Here is a 16,474-nt window from a genome sequence, read left to right as displayed (position 1 = left end):
CCTCGTGGTTGCCGCTTCGGGCCGGGTGCCTGCTCAGGTGTCGGTTCGAGGTAGGGCTCCGGCGGGGTGTTGGCGCACCCCGCCGGAGCTGTCTGTTCAGTCGGTGGTGTCCGGGGCTCTGCTGGTCCTCTCCGCCAGCTCGGTCAGCTCGGCCGGCATCTCGCCGGTCTCGTGGAAGGCCCGCCACGTGTCCAGCCCCGGGTAGCTGCCCGAGGTCAGCTCGGCGAGCAGGGCCCGCAGCCAGTTCGCCTCCGCGGCTCGCATGGCCAGGTCGTACTCCGACTCCACCAGGAACAGCCGGGGGATCTCCCGCAGGTGGGTGTCGAGCGTCTCGCGGTCGCGGCGGAGCGCGTCCTCCAGCAGGGCCAGCCTCTGCCGCAGCAGGTCGGTGGCCTCGTCGGGGTGCAGTGCGGCGAGCACGGACAGCCCGGCGCGGAAGCGGGGATGCTCCGGCATCGGGGTGGCGACCAGCTCGCGCGCCCAGTCGACAAGCTCCGCCCGGCCCACCTCGGTGATCCGGTAGACGGTGCGTTCCGGGCGCCGGGAGTCACGGACGCTCTCCACCGCCTCGATCATGCGGTGTTTGTCCAGATTGCGGATCACCGTGTAGAAGGATCCCCACTTGAACTCCATGTCCTGGTCCTTGCCCCAGGCGCGCAGGGTGGTGGCGATCTCGTACGGGTGCATGGGCCGCTGGACCAGGGCGGACAGCACGGCCAGCGCCAGCAGATTGCCGACCTTGCGCCGCTTCGACACGACAGGCCTCCGTTGCTCGCGAGCGATTACTCGTTTACGAGTATACGCACGCCGGGGCCGTCTGGGAGTGATCGACTCGCGTTTCATGAAGTCGCGGCTTCCGGGCCGGCGCGACCCACCGATTTCCAGGAAGCCGAGTCGATCACCGCAGGAAGCGAGTCGATCAGCGAGGCGGGCCGGAATGGTCGCCCCGGACGCCCGGCCTACGATCGCAGGGTGGAGGAAGATATCCGGCGGATCGGGATCATGGGCGGCACCTTCGACCCGATCCACCACGGGCACCTCGTCGCGGCAAGCGAGGTGGCCGACCGGTTCGGCCTGGACGAGGTGGTCTTCGTCCCGACGGGGCAGCCCTGGCAGAAGGCTGACGAGCCGGTCAGTCCCGCCGAGGACCGGTACCTCATGACGGTCATCGCCACCGCCTCCAACCCCCGGTTCCAGGTCAGTCGGGTCGACATCGACCGCAGCGGGCCGACCTACACCGTCGACACGCTGCGCGACCTCCAGGCCGAGTACGGCCCCAAGGTGCAGCTGTTCTTCATTACCGGCGCGGACGCGCTGCAACGCATCCTGTCCTGGAAGGATCTGGACGAGATCTTCGAGCTGGCCCACTTCATCGGGGTGACCCGGCCCGGCTTCCCGCTCACCGACGAGCACCTCCCGGCGGACACGGTCAGCCTGATCCAGGTGCCCGCGATGTCCATCTCGTCGACCGACTGCCGCGCTCGGGTGGCCCGGGGTGAGCCGGTCTGGTACCTGGTGCCCGACGGTGTGGTGCAGTACATCGCCAAGCGACGCCTCTATCAGCTCTGATCTCGTCCGGTATGCGCCGTTTCGTGCGCTTAACCGGCCAGAACTGACGGGTCGTGACCTCGCCGGGTGTGAGACGCTTGGAGGATCGCACGGTTGATCGAAGGAGAACGGTGACAGTTTCCGAACGCGCTCACGAGCTGGCTATCGCTGCCGCCCAGGCCGCCGCCGACAAGAAGGCGCAGGACATCGCGATCATCGACGTCGGCGACCAGCTCGCCATCACCGACGCGTTCCTGCTCGCCGCCGCCCCCAACGAGCGTCAGGTGCTCGCCATCGTCGACGCCATCGAGGAGCGCCTGCTGGAGCTTCCGGAGAAGGCCAAGCCGATCCGGCGCGAGGGTGAGCGTGGCGGCCGCTGGGTGCTGCTCGACTACGTCGACATCGTGGTGCACGTCCAGCACACCGAGGAGCGCGAGTTCTACGGGCTCGACCGCCTCTGGAAGGACTGCCCCACCATCCCGTTCGTCGACCGCGACCTGGTCGAGGCCGACGCCGGCGGGACCGCCGCAGCCGAATGACCCGGCTGATCGTCTGGCGGCACGGCAACACCGACTGGAACGCCGCCAACCGCGTCCAGGGGCAGACCGACGTACCCCTCAACGAACTGGGCCGCGACCAGGCCCGCGCCGCCGCTCCGCTGCTCGCGTCGCTGCGTCCCGACGCCATCGTGTCCAGCGACCTGAGCCGCGCCGCGGAGACCGCGGCGGCGTTGGCCGCGCTGACCGGGCTGCCGGTCCGCACCGACGCCCGGCTGCGCGAGCGGCACTTCGGCCAGTGGCAGGGCCTGCACCTCACCGAGGTCGCCGAGCGTTTCCCCGCCGAGTACGCCCGCTGGCGAGCCGGCGACCCCGACCCGGGCGCCGATCTGGAACCGCTGCACGACCTCGGCGAACGGGTCGCCGCAGCCCTGCGGGAAGCGGCCGACGCGGCCCCCGACGGCACAGTGGTCATCGCCACCCACGGTGGCGGCTCCCGGCAGGGCATCGGTCACCTGCTCGGCTGGGACCCGGGCGTCCTGCGCAGCGTCGGCTCGCTGGCCAACTGCCACTGGACCGAGTTGCGGCGCGCACCAAGCGCGCCGGCCGTCGGCCGTCCCCATGACGTCCGGGGTTGGCAGTTGCGGGCCCACAACGTCGGCCTGATCACCGCGCCGGTCGCCGTCGACGCGATCTGACGGCTCGCGCTTCGGCGTTCGGGGCCTCGATCGGCTAGCGTGCCGGGCATGCCCGTCGCGGTCGTCATCGATTCCACCGCCTACCTTCCGCCCGAGCTGTCGCAGGCGCACCGGCTGACGGTGATCCCGCTGACCGTCGTGCTCAACGGCGCGGAAGGGCTGGAAGGGGTGGAGACCCAGCCCGCCGACGCCACCCGGGCGCTGAGCGCCCGCCGGGTCACCGCGACCACCTCCCGTCCGGCGCCCGAGCAGTTCGCCCGGACGTACCGCCAACTCTTCGACGACGGCGCCGACGGCGTCGTCTCGGTGCACCTCTCCGCCGCGCTGTCCGGCACCGTCGAGGCGGCCCGGCTGGCCGCCGTCGACTTCGACGGTCGCGTCGAGGTCGTCGACAGCCGCTCCGCCGGCATGGGACTCGGCTTCCCGGCCATCGCGGCCGCCACGGCCGCCGAGGCCGGGGCAGACCTCGCCGGTGTACGCGACGCGGCGCTCGCCTCCGTCGCCCGGACCACCGTCTGGTTCTACGTCGACACGTTGGAGTTCCTCCGCCGCGGTGGCCGGATCAACGCGGCCGAGGCGCTGCTCGGCACCGCCCTGTCGGTCAAGCCGATCATGCACATGCCGGACGGGGCGATCGTGCTGCGCGAGAAGGTCCGCACCGCCAGCCGGGGAGTGGCCCGTCTCGTCGACCTGGCCGTCGAGGCGGCCGGCGACGACGACGTGGACCTCGGCGTGCACCACCTGGCCGCGCCGCAACGCGCCGAGGCGCTGCTCGCCGCGCTCACCGAGCGGCTCGGGGCGCGGCTGCACGACACGTACGTCTCCGAGGCCGGCGCGGTGGTCGCCGCGCACGCCGGGCCGGGGCTGGCGTGCGTGGTCGTACACCGCCGGTCGGAGGGCTGAGCCGGTGGCCACCGCGTGCGTGGTGACCGGTGGCGGCCGTGGCGTCGGCCGGGCCGTGGTGCAACGGTTGGTGACGACAGGCGTCACAGTCGTCGTCGTGGAGCGCGACGCCGAGGCGGTGGACTGGCTGGCCGGGCACCCGGCCGCCGAGCGCCTGCTGCCGGTGGTCGGCGACGCCGGCGACGAGCGGGTGGCCGAGCACGCCGCCGAGGTGGCCGAGCGCGCCGCCCGCCTCACCGGCTGGGTGAACAACGCGGCCGTCTTCCGGGACGCGGCGCTGCACTCGGCGTCGGCCGACACCGTCCTGGACCTGATCGGGCTGAACCTGCGCCCGGCCGTGGTGGGCGCGGCGGTGGCGGTCCGCCGGTTCCTGGCGCACGGTTCGGGCGGGGCCATCGTGAACGTCTCGTCGCACCAGGCCCGCCGGCCCGTGTCGGGCGCCCTGCCGTACGCCACGGCGAAGGCCGCAGTGGAGGGGCTGACCCGGGCACTGGCCGTCGAGTACGGGCGGCACGGCATCCGCGCCAACGCCGTCGCGCTCGGCTCGATCGCCACCGAGCGGCACGCCGAGTTCCTCGCCGCGCAGGAGCCGTCGCAGGCCGAGTGGATCGACGCCGAGCTGACCCGGCTGCACCCGGTAGGCCGGATCGGGCGTGCCGAGGAGGTGGCGGAGGCGGTCGCGTACCTGCTGTCGCCGGCCGCGAGCTTCGTCAACGGGGTGACGCTTCCCGTCGACGGCGGACGAGCGGTGCTCGGCCTCGACCCGGAGGCCCGCTGATCCGGCGATCCGGCGATCCGGCGATCTGGCGCGGGCGTGCTGCTCCGGCGTCGTGCTGCCTCGGCGTCGTGGTGCTGACGCCGAGGCAGCACGCCCGGCTGCCTGATCAGCTACGCAGGGCCCACTGCTGGTTCTGCTGCCCGTTGCAGGCCCAGAGGATGAGCTTCGTGCCGTTGGCGGTGCCGGCGCCGTTGGCGTCGAGGCAGAGTCCCGACTGGACGCCGCTGATGGAGCCGTTGGAGTTCAGGTTCCACTGCTGGTTGGTGCCGCCGTGGCAGTCCCAGATGATCACCTGGGTGCCGTTGGTGGTGCCCTGGCCGTTGGCGTCGAGGCACTTGTTGCCGTACACCTGGATCTGCTTTCCGGCGGTGTAGGTCCAGCGTTGCGCGGCGCTGTTGCTGATGCAGTCCCACAGTTGCACCTGGGTGCCGTTGGTGGTCGTGCCGTTGGGGACGTCGACGCAGCGGCCGGACTGGGCGCCCACGACCTGGACGTTCTGCTGCGGGTTGGTGCCGCCGGCGGGGGTGTAGGCGGCAGCGGCGATGTTGGCCTGGACGGCGTCGTCGGTGGCGGCCGACGGGTAGCCGGACGTCAACACACCCTCGAAGAAGGTGCCCCGGCCGGTGATGCTGTTGTCGCCACCGATACCGAGCAGGATCGCCCCCTCCTTCTTCATCGGGTTGTAGCCGTTGGGGCGTCGACCGTCGAAGTAGGTGGTCAGGCCGCCCGACTGCGCGTTCCCACCCCGGATCGCCCAGTGGTTCGGCTCGCCCTTGACCATGGCGGTCACGAAGCGGTGGTTGATGGGCGCGATGTTGTTGTAGCCGGCGTTCACCCCGGAGAACAGCCCCCACTCCAGGTCGGCCATGATCCAGGGGCCGGCGCCTGCGCCGTAGCCCCACTGCTTGTTCGCGCCGAAGTAGACGGTCTCCATGATGGCGCGTTCGTCGGCCTGGACGTTTGTCTGCGCGTTGCCGTAGTCGAAGCAGCACCACTGGTTGTAGTGCGTGCCGTCGACGACGGCGTAGATGCCCTCGGGCTGGTCGCCGGTCGCGACGCCGTTCGTGTTGTTGTTGCGGTAGCCGGTGCCGGGGGCGATGTAGACGCCGTACGCCTTCTGGCCGCCGATGGTGACCGGTGCCGCCTTCGCGTCGGCGAGGTTGTCGTACCCGCCGGCGGCGGGGCCCTTGAAGCCACCCGGAGGCGCCTGGGTGAGGCGGTTGTTGCGGCCGGACTGGTCGTAGATGACCGTGATCACGCAGTTCGTGTTGGCGCAGAACGTGTCCTGCGTCGCGGCGTTGGCGACGCCGCCGGCGGCGAGCACGCCGACGTCGCGGGTGGTGTTGTCCGACGAGCGGCGGACCTGGTAGAGCGGGCCGTTGTACGCGCCGTACAGCGCTCGGGTGGTGCTGTGCGCGGCCACGCACGGCGTGCCGCCGGCGGCGTAGATGTCACACGGGCCGGTGCCGGCGGCCCGGGCGACGCCGGGCGTCTCCGAAACCACGTAGGCGCCGGCCCCGGCGGCGAGGACCAGCAGGGTCCCCGCGGCGGCCAGCAAACGGCTCAGCCTTCTCTTCACGTCCATGGATTCCTCTTCACTGCTGATGGGGTGGTGGGGTGGTGGGGATGGGTGGCGGCCAGGCGGTCGGGGAGCCCACGGACGTCGACGGAGGGGGTGTCCGTCGTGCGGGCGCGCCCCAGCGGGGACGGCTCGGGTCGGCGGTGCGGGACGTGCCGCGTGCCCCGTTTCCGGTGGATGGGCGCGGTACGGGATCGATCCGCTGGGCGCTGGTTCACCGTGACGTCACACGTCACACCTCTCACATTAATGGCTGTCCATGTGCGCGCGCTACCTCTCGTGCCCGACCCCGGTGCGCCGCGCCGGGCCGTTGCCCCGGCGGCCCGGTAGCAGATCGGGACATGATCAGGGCGTTGTCCACAGTGGCTCCGGTTGTCCACAGGTCGAGGCCGCGGCGCCCCGGCGTTCCGCCCGTCGTCCTAGCGTCGCGGTGTGTCGCAGGACGAGGAGACAGAGGTACGCCAGCGTCTGCGCCGGTTGACGGCCTCGGCGGGCGGCGGCGTGCCACCGGCGGGGGCGCTCCCGTTCGGTGCGCCGGCACCCCGGGCCGGTGCGCCGTCGACCTATCCGGCGGCGGACGTGCCCCCCGATCCCGACGGCGGTGCGGCACGGCTGCCCGGCCCCGGGGCGTTCGATCCGGGGCGGCGCGGTGTGCGGGCGCTGGCGGTCGTCGCACTCGTGGTGGTGCTGCTCGCCGTGGGTTGGGCCTGGCGGTCCCGGCCGCACGCGGAACCGGTCGCCCCGTCGACAGGCGAGGCGGCCCCGGCCGTTTCGGCGGAGCAGGGGGGCGCGTCGACGGCCGGCGAGCTGGTGGTGGCGGTCGCGGGCAAGGTCCGCAGGCCCGGGTTGGTGCGCCTGCCGGCCGGGGCGCGGCTCGCCGACGCCCTGCAGGCGGCCGGCGGTCCGCTGCCCGGGGTCGACGTGGCGCTGCTCAACCCGGCCCGCAAGGTCACCGACGGCGAGTTGATCGTGGTCGGGGTGACGCCACCACCGGCTCCCGCGGGCGGGGCCGGTCCGGCGGCCGGCGGGGCGCCGGCCGCCGGCGGTGCGTTGAACCTCAACACCGCGACGCTGGCCCAGCTCGACGCGCTGCCCGGGGTCGGGCCGGTGCTCGCCCAGCGGATCCTCGCCTACCGGGATCAGCACGGCGGGTTCAAGGGCGTCGGTGACCTGCGCCAGGTCGACGGGATCGGTGACGCGCGCTACGAGCAGCTCAAGGATCTGGTGACGGTGTGAGCGGCGGTCGCCCGACGCCGTCGAGCCGTCCGGCCGTGGCCCCACCCCGGACCCCGCCGCCGGATCTTCGGCTCGCCGGTCTGGCCGTGGCCGCCTGGCTCACCGCGCTCACCGGCCTGCACGTCGGCGTCCGTCCGCTCCTGCTGGCCGGTGGGACGGCGGCCGTGCTGTCGGCGCTGGGCGCCCTGCACCTGCTCGGCCGACTCGGTCACGCTCGGGCGTCCGTCCGTCGGCACGGCTGGATCGCCGTCGCGGTCGGCCTCGGCGTGCTCTGTGGCGCGGCGGCGACCGCCGGCCGCCTGGCTGTCCGGGACGCGCCGCCGATCCGCGTGCTGGCCGAGCAGCGCGCCCCGGTCACCGCCGAGCTGGTCGTGCGGGACGATCCGCGCCCGATCCGATCCGCCGGCCGTCCCGGCATGCTGCTGGTGTCGAGTGAGCTGATCCGGCTGACCGGTCCGAACGGCCAGCGGATCCGCGCGTCGGCGCGGCTGCTGGTCCTGGCCACCGACCCGGGCTGGCGGGGTCTGCTGCCCGGGCAGCGCGTGACCGCCGAGGGTCGTCTCGGCGTTCCGCGCGGCGGCGATCTCACCGCTGCGGTGCTCGGCGTCACCGGTCCCCCCGAGCGACACGGTGCGCCGTCCTGGGCGCAGCGCGCCGCCGGCACGCTGCGTGCCGGCCTGCAACGGGCCTGTGCGCCGCTCCCCGACGATCCGGGTGGCCTGCTGCCGGGCCTGGTGGTGGGGGACACCAGCCGCCTGCCCGCCGCCGTCGAGGAGGACTTCCGGGCGACAGGTATGACCCACCTCAACGCCGTTTCGGGCAGCAACGTCGCGATCGTGGTGGGTGCGGTGCTGTTGGTGGCCCGCTGGGCGCGCGCCGGCCCGTGGCTCGCCGGCCTCCTCTGCGGGGTGGCGCTTGTGGGGTTCGTCATCCTGGTCCGCCCGTCGCCGAGCGTCGTCCGCGCCGCCACGATGGGAGCGATCGGGCTCGTCGCGCTGGCCGCCGGTCGACCCCGGGCCGCGCTGCCCGCACTTGCCGCCGCCGTCACGGTGCTGGTGCTGCTCGACCCCGAGTTGGCCGGCGACGCCGGGTTCGCACTGTCCGTGCTGGCCACCGGGGGGCTGCTGCTGCTCGCGCCGCACTGGCGGGACGGGCTGCGCCGCCGGGGCGTCCCGGCCGGGCTGGCCGAGGCGTTGGCGGTGCCGGCGGCCGCCCAGGTGGCCTGCGGGCCCGTCGTCGCCGGCATCTCCGGCACGGTCAGCCTGGTCGCCGTGCCGGCCAATCTGCTGGCGGTGCCGGCCATCGCCCCGGCGACGGTGCTGGGCGTGACGGCCGCCGTGCTGTCACCGGTCTGGCCGGCCGGCGCCGGGTTCGTCGCGTGGCTGGCCAGCTGGCCGGCGTGGTGGCTGGTCGTCCTCGCCCGCCACGGCGCCCGCCTCCCGGCCGGCACCCTGCCCTGGCCGGGGGGCGCGTGGGGCGCCCTGCTGCTGGCCGGTCTGACAGTGGCGCTGCTGGTCGCCGTACGTCGACCGCTGGTGCGCCGGCTGGTGGCGGTCGTCGCCGTCGCCGCGCTGCTCGGCGCCCTCCCGGTCCGGCTGCTGGCCACCGGCTGGCCGCCGCCCGGCTGGGTGGTGGTGGCCTGCGCGGTGGGGCAGGGCGACGCTCTGGTGCTGCCCGTCGCCCCCGGCCGGGCGGTGGTGGTCGACGCCGGCCCGGATCCGGGCGCGGTGGACGGGTGCCTGCGGCGGCTGGGCATCCGGGAGGTCCCACTGCTGGTGGTCAGCCACTTCCACGTCGACCACGTGGGCGGGGTGGCCGGGGTGTTCCGGGGCCGACGCGTGACCGCCGTGCTGACCCCGCCGTCGACGGATCCGGCGAGCGGCCGGGACGCGGTCCGCGCGGCGGCCGCGAGCGGGCGGGCGACGCTGCTCGGCACCACCGCCGGGGCGCTGCATCGGGTCGGCGGCGTCGACCTGCTCGTGCTCGGTCCGCCGTACCCGCTGGCGGGCACCAGATCCGACCCGAACAACAATTCGTTGCTGCTGCGCGCCACGGTCGCCGGCGTGCGGATCCTGCTGCCCGGCGACGCCGAGACCGAGGAGCAGCACGCCGTGCTGGCCCGAACGGCGCCGGAACAGCTGAGGGCGGACGTGCTGAAGGTCGCCCACCACGGCTCGGCGTATCAGGACGACGGCTTCCTCGCCGCCGTACGGCCGGCCGTCGCGTTGGTGCCGGTCGGCGCGGGCAACACCTACGGGCACCCGAACCCGGCGCTCCTGGCCCGGCTGAGCAGGGGCGGCGCTCGGGTCCTGCGGACCGACACCGACGGTGACCTGGCGGCGATCCGGACCGGCGACGGCCTCGCGGTGGCCCGCCGAGGGGTACGACCCGGACGCCCACCGTAAAAGGCGACCATCAGAGGTGCCACCCGGACGAGCACCGCGAGAGGGGGCCACCGCCATTTGGCCCGCCCTGCCGTGGAAATTGCAGCTCAACCACGGAAATCGTGGCCGTCTTGCGGATTAGATGGCGAACCGAGGTAAATGTCTGGATTTGCGCTTAGTGCGGGCTGCACCGACCGGGCGGTGAATGAGCAGGCCCGTACCCGCCACGGGCCGTGCGAATATGGGCGGCGTGACCCCCGCCAGCCTCGCCCCCATTCTGCTCGTCCTCGGCGACGAGGAGCTGCTCGCCACGCGCGCCGTGACCGAAGCTGTCGAGCGGGTCCGCAGCGTCGAGGCCGAGGCGGACGTTCGCGAGTACCAGGCAGGCGCGCTCACCGTCGGTGAGATCGCCGAGATGCTCAGCCCATCGCTGTTCGGCGGGCGACGGCTGCTCATCCTGCGCTCCGGCCAGGACGCCCGGAAGGACCTGGTCGCCGCGCTGCTGGCGTACGCGAAGAATCCCGACCCGGACGTCCAACTGCTGGTGCTGCACCTGGGCGGCGCCAAGGGCAAGGCGTTCGCCGACGGGCTGCGGGCGGCGGGCGCGACGGTGATCCCGGCGGCCAAGCTCAAGGGGCACCGCGACCGGGTGGCCTTCGTCCGCGACGAGATCCGCCGGGCCGGTGGAAAGTGCACCGACGACGCCGCCGAGGCGCTGATCGCGGCGGTCGGCAACGATCTGCGCGAGCTGGCCGCCGCCTGCTCCCAGCTCATCGCCGACACCGACGGGCGGATCAGCGCCGAGACGGTGGCCCGTTACTACCGGGGTCGGGTCGAGGTGACCGGCTTCACGGTGGCGGACGCCACAATGGTCGGCGACGTGCCGGCCGCCCTGGAGGCGCTGCGGTGGGCACTGCACGTCGGTGTCGACCCGGTGCCCATCGCCGATGCCCTGGCCGACGGGGTACGCACGGTGGCTCGGGTGGCATCGGCCGGGCGGGGCAACCCGTACCAGCTCGCCAGCAGTCTCGGGATGCCGGCCTGGAAGATCGAGCGGGCGCAGCGGCAGGGGCGCGGCTGGACGCCGGAGGGACTGGTCCGCGCCATGCAGGTCGCCGCCGAGTGCAACGCGGCCGTCAAGGGCGGCTCGGACGACCGGGCGTACGCCCTGGAGCGCGCGGTCTTCTCCGTGGTGGCCGCCCGGCAAGGCAGCGGCCGGTGATGGCGCACAGCCGTACGGCGTGGGCCACCATGCCCGTCGACGAGGAGCGGTACCGGCCGCTCTACGCCCGGCTCCTCGGCCTGCGGTTCGTCAACCCCGGCGGGGTGCTCTGCTTCCTCTTCTTCGAGGGCACCATCGCCCTGGCGGTGCTGCTCGCCCTCGCGGAGCTGGTGACCTGGTGGGCGGTGCTGGTGCTGCCCGTCGTGGTGGCGGCGATGGTCAAGCTCAACGACATGGTGGCCGCCGTGGTGGTCCGTTCCGCCGCGCTCGTGCCCGAGCAGGAGCGGGACCGTTTCCGCCAGCAGATGGAGCCGGTGGTCGGCCGGGCCCGGGTCGCGAACGCCGTGACCGGAGTGGTGGTCACCGCCGACCCGATGCTCTCCACCCGCCGCACCGACGCTTCGGACTGACCGATCAGCCGACGCCACGCCGGCACGTCGACCGGTTCATGGACACACGGAAGCCCCGGACCGGGGTCCGGGGCTTTCCGAATCAGTCTGACGGTGAGTCGTCAGGCGGAGAGAGCCACCACGCGCTTCGCGATCGCGGACTTGCGGTTCGCGGCCTGGTTGGAGTGGATCACGCCCTTGCTGACGGCCTTGTCCAGCTTGCGAGAGGCGTCCAGCATGAGGGCGGTGGCCTTCTCGACGTCACCGGCCTCGGCAGCCTCGTTGAACTTCCGGACGGCGGTCTTCAGCGACGACTTGACCGACTTGTTGCGCAGCCGGGCCTTCTCGTTCTGCCGGTTGCGCTTGATCTGGGACTTGATGTTCGCCACGCGACAGCCTCGTCTTGATAGCTCGGGTTGGTCAGCTTCTGTGCGCCGGATGACGAACATGCGTCATCGCTGCGCGAAGAGCCAGGTTACCAGGTCGTCCGGGGCGAGCCAAAACGGCTCGGCCGGATACGGCGTCCGCTCCGGTCGCAGGGGCCCACCGGCGGCGACTCGGCTTCCTGCAAACCGGGGTATCCGCCCGGGGCTGACAGCCCGGTTTCCAGGAACCCGAGTCGATCACGGGCCGCCGTGCGACCGGGCCGCCGCGCGACCGGGCCGCCGCGCTGCGCGGCCGGGCCGCCGCGCTGCGCGGTCGCCGTGGCTTCGTCACCGCCAGCCCTGCCGGCGGGCGAGCCAGTCGAGGGCCTGTTCGCCGCTCCACCGCTGGTGCGCCGACCGGTGCGGAGAGGCCGTCACAGGTGTCGCGTCCGCTCCGGTGAGGTAGTAGCCGGCCAACGCGGCCAGCGTGGCGTCCAGCGCGTCCGGGGGAGCGCCCGCCGACGCCGGGTGCCCCGCGAAGAGCCGATCGGTGTCCAGCCCGCTCGCGTACGCGGTGAGCAGCAGGCCGGCCAGGTCGAACCAGGCCGGCCCGGAGCAGGCCCAGGTCCAGTCGCAGAACCAGGCCCGACCGTCGCCGTCGATGAGCACGTTGTCCACCCGCAGGTCGCCGTGGATCACGCCGGTCGCGCCGTCCGCGTACCCGGGGAGGCGGGACTCCAGCGCCACCAGCTCGGGCAGTCGGGCCCGGGCTGCGGCGGGCAGCGCCGGGAGCGGCTCACGGCCGGCGGCGACCTCCTCCCACCAGAGGATGTCCGAGCGGGCCAGCTCGGCGAGCTGTGGCAGGCCGAGCGCGGTCAGCCCGGCCGGCGGGGTGGCCAGGGCGGCGGCGACCTCGGCGTACGCGGCGAGCGTGGCGTCCAGCTCGGCGGGCGCCCAGGGCAGACGCGGGGTGTGGCCGTCGACCGCGTCGGTGCAGAGCGCGAACCACCCGGAGTCGTTGAGCATCCACCGCAGGCGGGGCGCCGGCAGGCCGGCCGGCAGCCGGTCGAGGATCGCGGCCTCCCGCGCGTACCCCTGCACGAGGCGCGGTTGCGCGACGGCGGGTGCCGCCTTGACGAAGGCCCGGCCGCCGTCGGCGGTGTCGAGCACGGCGGCGAAGCCCCGGGTGAAGCCGGCGGCCGCGACCCGGGCGGCGACCACCGGCGCGCCGAGACGGCCGGCGACCGCGGCCCGCAGCGCCGCCGGCAGGGCCGACCACGACGGGCGCAGCGCGCCCGCGTGGTACGGCACCGGGGGCAGCGGAGGGGAGGACACCACACCATGCTGCCCCGGGGTACGTGCGCGGTGCGCGGCGACACTGCCAGACTGCCAAGCCATGAGGACCGAGGACTTCTGGCAGTTGATCGACAAGGCCCGCGCCTGGGGCGGGGGAGAGCCCGGACCGGTCGCCGCGCGGGCCGTCGCCCTGCTCGCCGAGCGCGACCCGGAGGACATCGTCGGGTACGCCCACCACCAGCGCAGGGTGCTGGCGGCCTCGCACAAGGCGGACCTGTGGGGCGCGGCGTACCTGATCAACGGCGGTGCCTCGGCGGACGGCTTCGAGCACTTCCGGGGTTGGCTGATGACCCAGGGGCGGGAGGTCTTCGCCCGCGCGGTCGGCGATCCCGACTCGCTGGCCGAGCTGCCCCAGGTGCGGGCCGCCTCGCTCAGCGGGGAGGAGTTCTCCGCCGAGCAGATGCTCTCGGTGCCGTGGGACGCGTACCGCAAGGCCACCGCGTCCGAGCTGCCGGAGGACCGCGAGCCGGTGCGGACGCCCGATCTGAACGACTTCTGGGACTTCGACGACGAGGAGGAGGCCCGCCGTCGCCTGCCCCGGCTGGCCGCGCTGTTCGTCGAGCCGCCCCTGGAGTGAGAGGTCCTCGGGCCGATCCGTCGCCCGCGCAGCGGGCGTACCCCGGCGGCGTGGGAACATGGAGGGGGTCGGCGGCGCGCCGGCCTGTTCACGTCAGCCGACCAGAACGGACCGCTGTGCCACCGAAGCTCGATCCCGGCGCGAACGCCCCTGGTGCCACCGACCCCGGTCGCATCCGGAACTTCGGCATCATCGCCCACATCGACCACGGGAAGTCGACCCTGGCCGACCGGATGCTGCAGCTCACCGGCGTGGTCGACCCCCGGCAGATGCGCGCGCAGTACCTGGACCGGATGGACATCGAGCGCGAGCGCGGCATCACCATCAAGAGCCAGGCCGTCCGGATGCCGTGGACCATCCGCGAGGGCGAGCGGACCGGTGAGCACGCGGTGCTCAACATGATCGACACCCCGGGGCACGTCGACTTCACCTACGAGGTGTCCCGGTCGCTGGCCGCCTGCGAGGGTGCCGTGCTGCTTGTCGACGCCGCGCAGGGCATCGAGGCGCAGACCCTGGCCAACCTCTACCTGGCCCTCGAGAACGACCTGCGCATCATCCCCGTGCTCAACAAGATCGACCTGCCGGCCGCCCAGCCGGAGAAGTACGCCGAGGAGTTGGCGCACCTCATCGGCGGCGACCCGGCCGACTGCATCCGGGTGTCCGGCAAGACCGGCGAGGGCGTACCGCACCTGCTCGACGAGATCGTCCGGCAGTTCATCCCGCCGGTCGGCGACGCCGAGGCGCCCGCCCGGGCGATGATCTTCGATTCGGTGTACGACGTCTACCGCGGCGTCGTCACGTACGTCCGGGTCATCGACGGTCGGATCAGCGCCCGCGACCGGATCAAGATGATGTCCACCGGCGCCGTGCACGAGCTGCTGGAGATCGGCGTCATCTCACCGGAGATGGTGAAGGCCGAGGCGCTCGGCGTCGGCGAGGTCGGCTACCTGATCACCGGTGTGAAGGACGTCCGGCAGTCCCGGGTCGGTGACACGGTCACCATCAACAGCCGGCCGGCCGCCGAGGCGCTTGGTGGCTACAAGGACCCGAAGCCGATGGTCTACTCCGGCCTCTATCCGATCGACGGGTCCGACTACCCGAACCTGCGTGAGGCCCTGGACAAGCTCAAGCTCAACGACGCCGCCCTGGACTACGAGCCGGAGACCTCCGGCGCGCTCGGGTTCGGCTTCCGCTGCGGCTTCCTCGGCCTGCTCCACCTGGAGATCATCCGGGAGCGGCTGGAGCGCGAGTACAACCTCGACCTGATCTCCACCGCGCCCAACGTGGTGTACCGGGCGATCACCGACGACGGCGCCGAGATCGTCGTCACCAACCCCAGCGAGTACCCCAACGGCAAGATCGCCGAGGTGTACGAGCCGGTGGTGCGCGCCACGGTCCTGACGCCGAACGACTACGTGGGCGCGGTGATGGAGCTCTGCCAGGGCCGGCGCGGCAGCCTGCTCGGCATGGACTACCTCTCCGCCGACCGGGTGGAGCTGCGCTACACGCTGCCGCTCGCCGAGATCATCTACGACTTCTTCGACCAGTTGAAGAGCCGCACCAAGGGCTACGCCTCGCTCGACTACGAGCCCTCCGGCGAGCAGGCGTCCGACCTGGTGAAGGTGGACATCCTGCTGCACGGCGAGCCGGTGGACGCGTTCAGCGCCATCGTGCACAAGGACAAGGCGTACAACTACGGTGTCACGATCGCCGCCAAGCTGCGTACCCTCATCCCGCGCCAGCAGTTCGAGGTGCCCATCCAGGCGGCCATCGGCAGTCGGGTCATCGCCCGGGAGACCATCCGCGCGATCCGCAAGGACGTTCTCGCCAAGTGCTACGGCGGTGACATCAGCCGTAAGCGCAAGCTGCTGGAGAAGCAGAAGGAAGGCAAGAAGCGGATGAAGATGGTCGGCCGCGTCGAGGTGCCGCAGGAGGCCTTCATCGCCGCCCTGTCCTCCGACTCCGGCGACAGCAAGGCCCCGAAGAAGTAACCCCACCCCGCCTGGGCTCGCCCTCCTGCCGCGGTGATCAAGAGGTTTGGGTCGGCCGGGACCTGGATCCTGACGCCAACCTCTTGATCACCGGGGCCGGACGCGAGCCCGGGGCCGGGTTGGGGTGAGAAATTTTTGGGGCGCCGCGCGAGGTCGTCGCCCTGGGCAACATGATGCCTGACCTGTGTGGACGCGTTCCCCCCTCCAATCGACGCAGCCGTTCGGCATCGACCGCGGCAACTTCTTCGCGGTTGAGTCGGTTTGGATTTTTGGTGGGTCGGGAACTTAGTCGTCACGACAGGAAGCACACATTGTGTGTCAGACATTCTTAGAAGGAGGGCGACCGTGGAGCTCACCGTGTGGGGCATCATCACTGCCATCGTTGTTGGTCTCATCGTCGGGGCGCTCGGCCGCCTGGTCGTTCCGGGTCGGCAGAACATGCCGATGTGGCTGCACCTGCTGATCGGTGTCGGCGCGGCTCTGCTGGGGACGGTGCTGGCGCGGGCGATGGGTATCGCGACCGAGACCGCCGGTATCGACTGGACGGAGCTGCTGGTGCAGGTCGTGGTGGCCGCGATCGCGGTCGCGCTGGTGGCCGGCGTGGGTGGCCGCCGCCGCGTCACCCGATGACACCAGCACACCCGTAACACCGAACCACTTCCGAGGGGCGCCCGGCCGACAGGCCGGGCGCCCCTCGGCGTTCGCCGTTCGGCCCGGCGTCGGCCGGCGACGCTCGTGATCGACTCGGTTTCACTGAAAACGCGGTGTCCCCGGCGCTCGGACACCCCGCTTTCAGCGAAGTCGAGTCGATCACGAAGCCGAGTCGATCGCGGTGCCCGATCGCGGTGCCGGAGCGCGGCCGCCGGACGGCGGTTGAGGCGGGCCCGGGGGCGGCCGGTGGAACGTGCTGTTGTTGGCCAAGTCGTGATCGTCTGGGCCGCGAAGTCGGTT

General features: G+C 72.7%; 16 protein-coding genes. 12 read left to right on the top strand and 4 right to left on the bottom strand.

The window, feature by feature from the left end; all coding sequences use genetic code 11:
* Nucleotides 1-96: 96 nt before the first annotated feature.
* A complete protein-coding gene (locus MILUP08_RS27710; RefSeq protein WP_007464029.1) occupies nucleotides 97-756 on the bottom strand; it encodes a PadR family transcriptional regulator in 660 nt (219 codons plus the stop codon).
* A gap of 216 nt (nucleotides 757-972) precedes the next feature.
* Between MILUP08_RS27710 and nadD the strand changes: the two genes are divergently transcribed.
* From nadD to MILUP08_RS27685, 5 genes are all read left to right on the top strand, one after another.
* Nucleotides 973-1,569, top strand: coding sequence for a nicotinate-nucleotide adenylyltransferase (gene nadD, locus MILUP08_RS27705; RefSeq protein ID WP_039906718.1), 597 nt, complete (start codon nucleotides 973-975; stop codon nucleotides 1,567-1,569).
* A 110-nt stretch (nucleotides 1,570-1,679) separates the two neighbouring features.
* The gene (gene rsfS / locus MILUP08_RS27700) at nucleotides 1,680-2,087 is read left to right on the top strand and encodes a ribosome silencing factor (RefSeq protein WP_007464025.1); all 408 of its coding nucleotides are present in this window, start codon (nucleotides 1,680-1,682) and stop codon (nucleotides 2,085-2,087) included.
* The gene (locus MILUP08_RS27695) at nucleotides 2,084-2,743 is read left to right on the top strand and encodes a histidine phosphatase family protein (RefSeq protein WP_007464023.1); all 660 of its coding nucleotides are present in this window, start codon (nucleotides 2,084-2,086) and stop codon (nucleotides 2,741-2,743) included. Before rsfS ends, MILUP08_RS27695 begins: the two co-directional genes overlap by 4 nt.
* Nucleotides 2,744-2,791: 48 nt before the next feature.
* Nucleotides 2,792-3,646, top strand: a complete 855-nt coding sequence (locus tag MILUP08_RS27690; protein ID WP_007464021.1) for a DegV family protein — start codon at nucleotides 2,792-2,794, stop codon at nucleotides 3,644-3,646.
* Between the two features lie 4 nt (nucleotides 3,647-3,650).
* Nucleotides 3,651-4,424 (top strand): SDR family NAD(P)-dependent oxidoreductase, encoded by a 774-nt coding sequence (locus MILUP08_RS27685; protein WP_007464019.1) that lies wholly within the window; start codon nucleotides 3,651-3,653, stop codon nucleotides 4,422-4,424.
* Nucleotides 4,425-4,530: 106 nt separating this feature from the next.
* Here MILUP08_RS27685 and MILUP08_RS27680 read toward each other — a convergent pair whose 3' ends face one another.
* On the bottom strand, nucleotides 4,531-6,009 hold the full coding sequence (locus tag MILUP08_RS27680; RefSeq protein ID WP_007464017.1) for an arabinofuranosidase catalytic domain-containing protein: 1,479 nt from the start codon (nucleotides 6,007-6,009) through the stop codon (nucleotides 4,531-4,533).
* A 426-nt stretch (nucleotides 6,010-6,435) separates the two neighbouring features.
* Between MILUP08_RS27680 and MILUP08_RS27675 the strand changes: the two genes are divergently transcribed.
* The 4 genes from MILUP08_RS27675 (at nucleotide 6,436) to MILUP08_RS27660 (ending at nucleotide 11,255) form a co-directional block, all read left to right on the top strand.
* Entirely contained in the window at nucleotides 6,436-7,239 is an 804-nt protein-coding gene (locus tag MILUP08_RS27675) for a ComEA family DNA-binding protein (protein ID WP_007464014.1), read from the top strand.
* Nucleotides 7,236-9,644: a ComEC/Rec2 family competence protein gene (locus MILUP08_RS27670; RefSeq protein ID WP_007464012.1), complete on the top strand. Its 2,409-nt coding sequence runs from the start codon at nucleotides 7,236-7,238 to the stop codon at nucleotides 9,642-9,644. Before MILUP08_RS27675 ends, MILUP08_RS27670 begins: the two co-directional genes overlap by 4 nt.
* A 220-nt stretch (nucleotides 9,645-9,864) precedes the next feature.
* Nucleotides 9,865-10,845, top strand: coding sequence for a DNA polymerase III subunit delta (gene holA / locus MILUP08_RS27665; protein WP_007464010.1), 981 nt, complete (start codon nucleotides 9,865-9,867; stop codon nucleotides 10,843-10,845).
* Nucleotides 10,845-11,255 carry a hypothetical protein gene (locus tag MILUP08_RS27660; RefSeq protein ID WP_007464008.1) on the top strand — a complete coding sequence of 137 codons (411 nt, stop codon included), beginning with the start codon at nucleotides 10,845-10,847 and terminating at the stop codon, nucleotides 11,253-11,255. The genes holA and MILUP08_RS27660 overlap by 1 nt, the downstream gene beginning before the upstream one ends.
* Nucleotides 11,256-11,356: 101 nt before the next feature.
* Here MILUP08_RS27660 and rpsT read toward each other — a convergent pair whose 3' ends face one another.
* On the bottom strand, nucleotides 11,357-11,623 hold the full coding sequence (gene rpsT / locus MILUP08_RS27655) for a 30S ribosomal protein S20 (protein ID WP_007464006.1): 267 nt from the start codon (nucleotides 11,621-11,623) through the stop codon (nucleotides 11,357-11,359).
* Nucleotides 11,624-11,947: 324 nt separating this feature from the next.
* Nucleotides 11,948-12,934: a phosphotransferase gene (locus MILUP08_RS27650; RefSeq protein ID WP_007464004.1), complete on the bottom strand. Its 987-nt coding sequence runs from the start codon at nucleotides 12,932-12,934 to the stop codon at nucleotides 11,948-11,950.
* A gap of 61 nt (nucleotides 12,935-12,995) precedes the next feature.
* Between MILUP08_RS27650 and MILUP08_RS27645 the strand changes: the two genes are divergently transcribed.
* The 3 genes from MILUP08_RS27645 to MILUP08_RS27635 all read left to right on the top strand — a co-directional run bounded on the left by MILUP08_RS27645 (nucleotide 12,996) and on the right by MILUP08_RS27635 (nucleotide 16,153).
* On the top strand, nucleotides 12,996-13,532 hold the full coding sequence (locus MILUP08_RS27645) for a DUF4240 domain-containing protein (protein ID WP_007464002.1): 537 nt from the start codon (nucleotides 12,996-12,998) through the stop codon (nucleotides 13,530-13,532).
* A 116-nt stretch (nucleotides 13,533-13,648) separates the two neighbouring features.
* Nucleotides 13,649-15,523, top strand: coding sequence for a translation elongation factor 4 (gene lepA, locus MILUP08_RS27640; RefSeq protein ID WP_007464000.1), 1,875 nt, complete (start codon nucleotides 13,649-13,651; stop codon nucleotides 15,521-15,523).
* 345 nt (nucleotides 15,524-15,868) lie between these two features.
* Complete coding sequence (locus MILUP08_RS27635; RefSeq protein ID WP_007463997.1) at nucleotides 15,869-16,153, top strand: GlsB/YeaQ/YmgE family stress response membrane protein; 285 nt, start codon at nucleotides 15,869-15,871, stop codon at nucleotides 16,151-16,153.
* Nucleotides 16,154-16,474: the final 321 nt, after the last annotated feature.

Source organism: Micromonospora lupini str. Lupac 08, assembly GCF_000297395.2.
Classification (GTDB): domain Bacteria; phylum Actinomycetota; class Actinomycetes; order Mycobacteriales; family Micromonosporaceae; genus Micromonospora; species Micromonospora lupini.
This window is presented reverse-complemented; position numbering and strand designations above follow the sequence as displayed.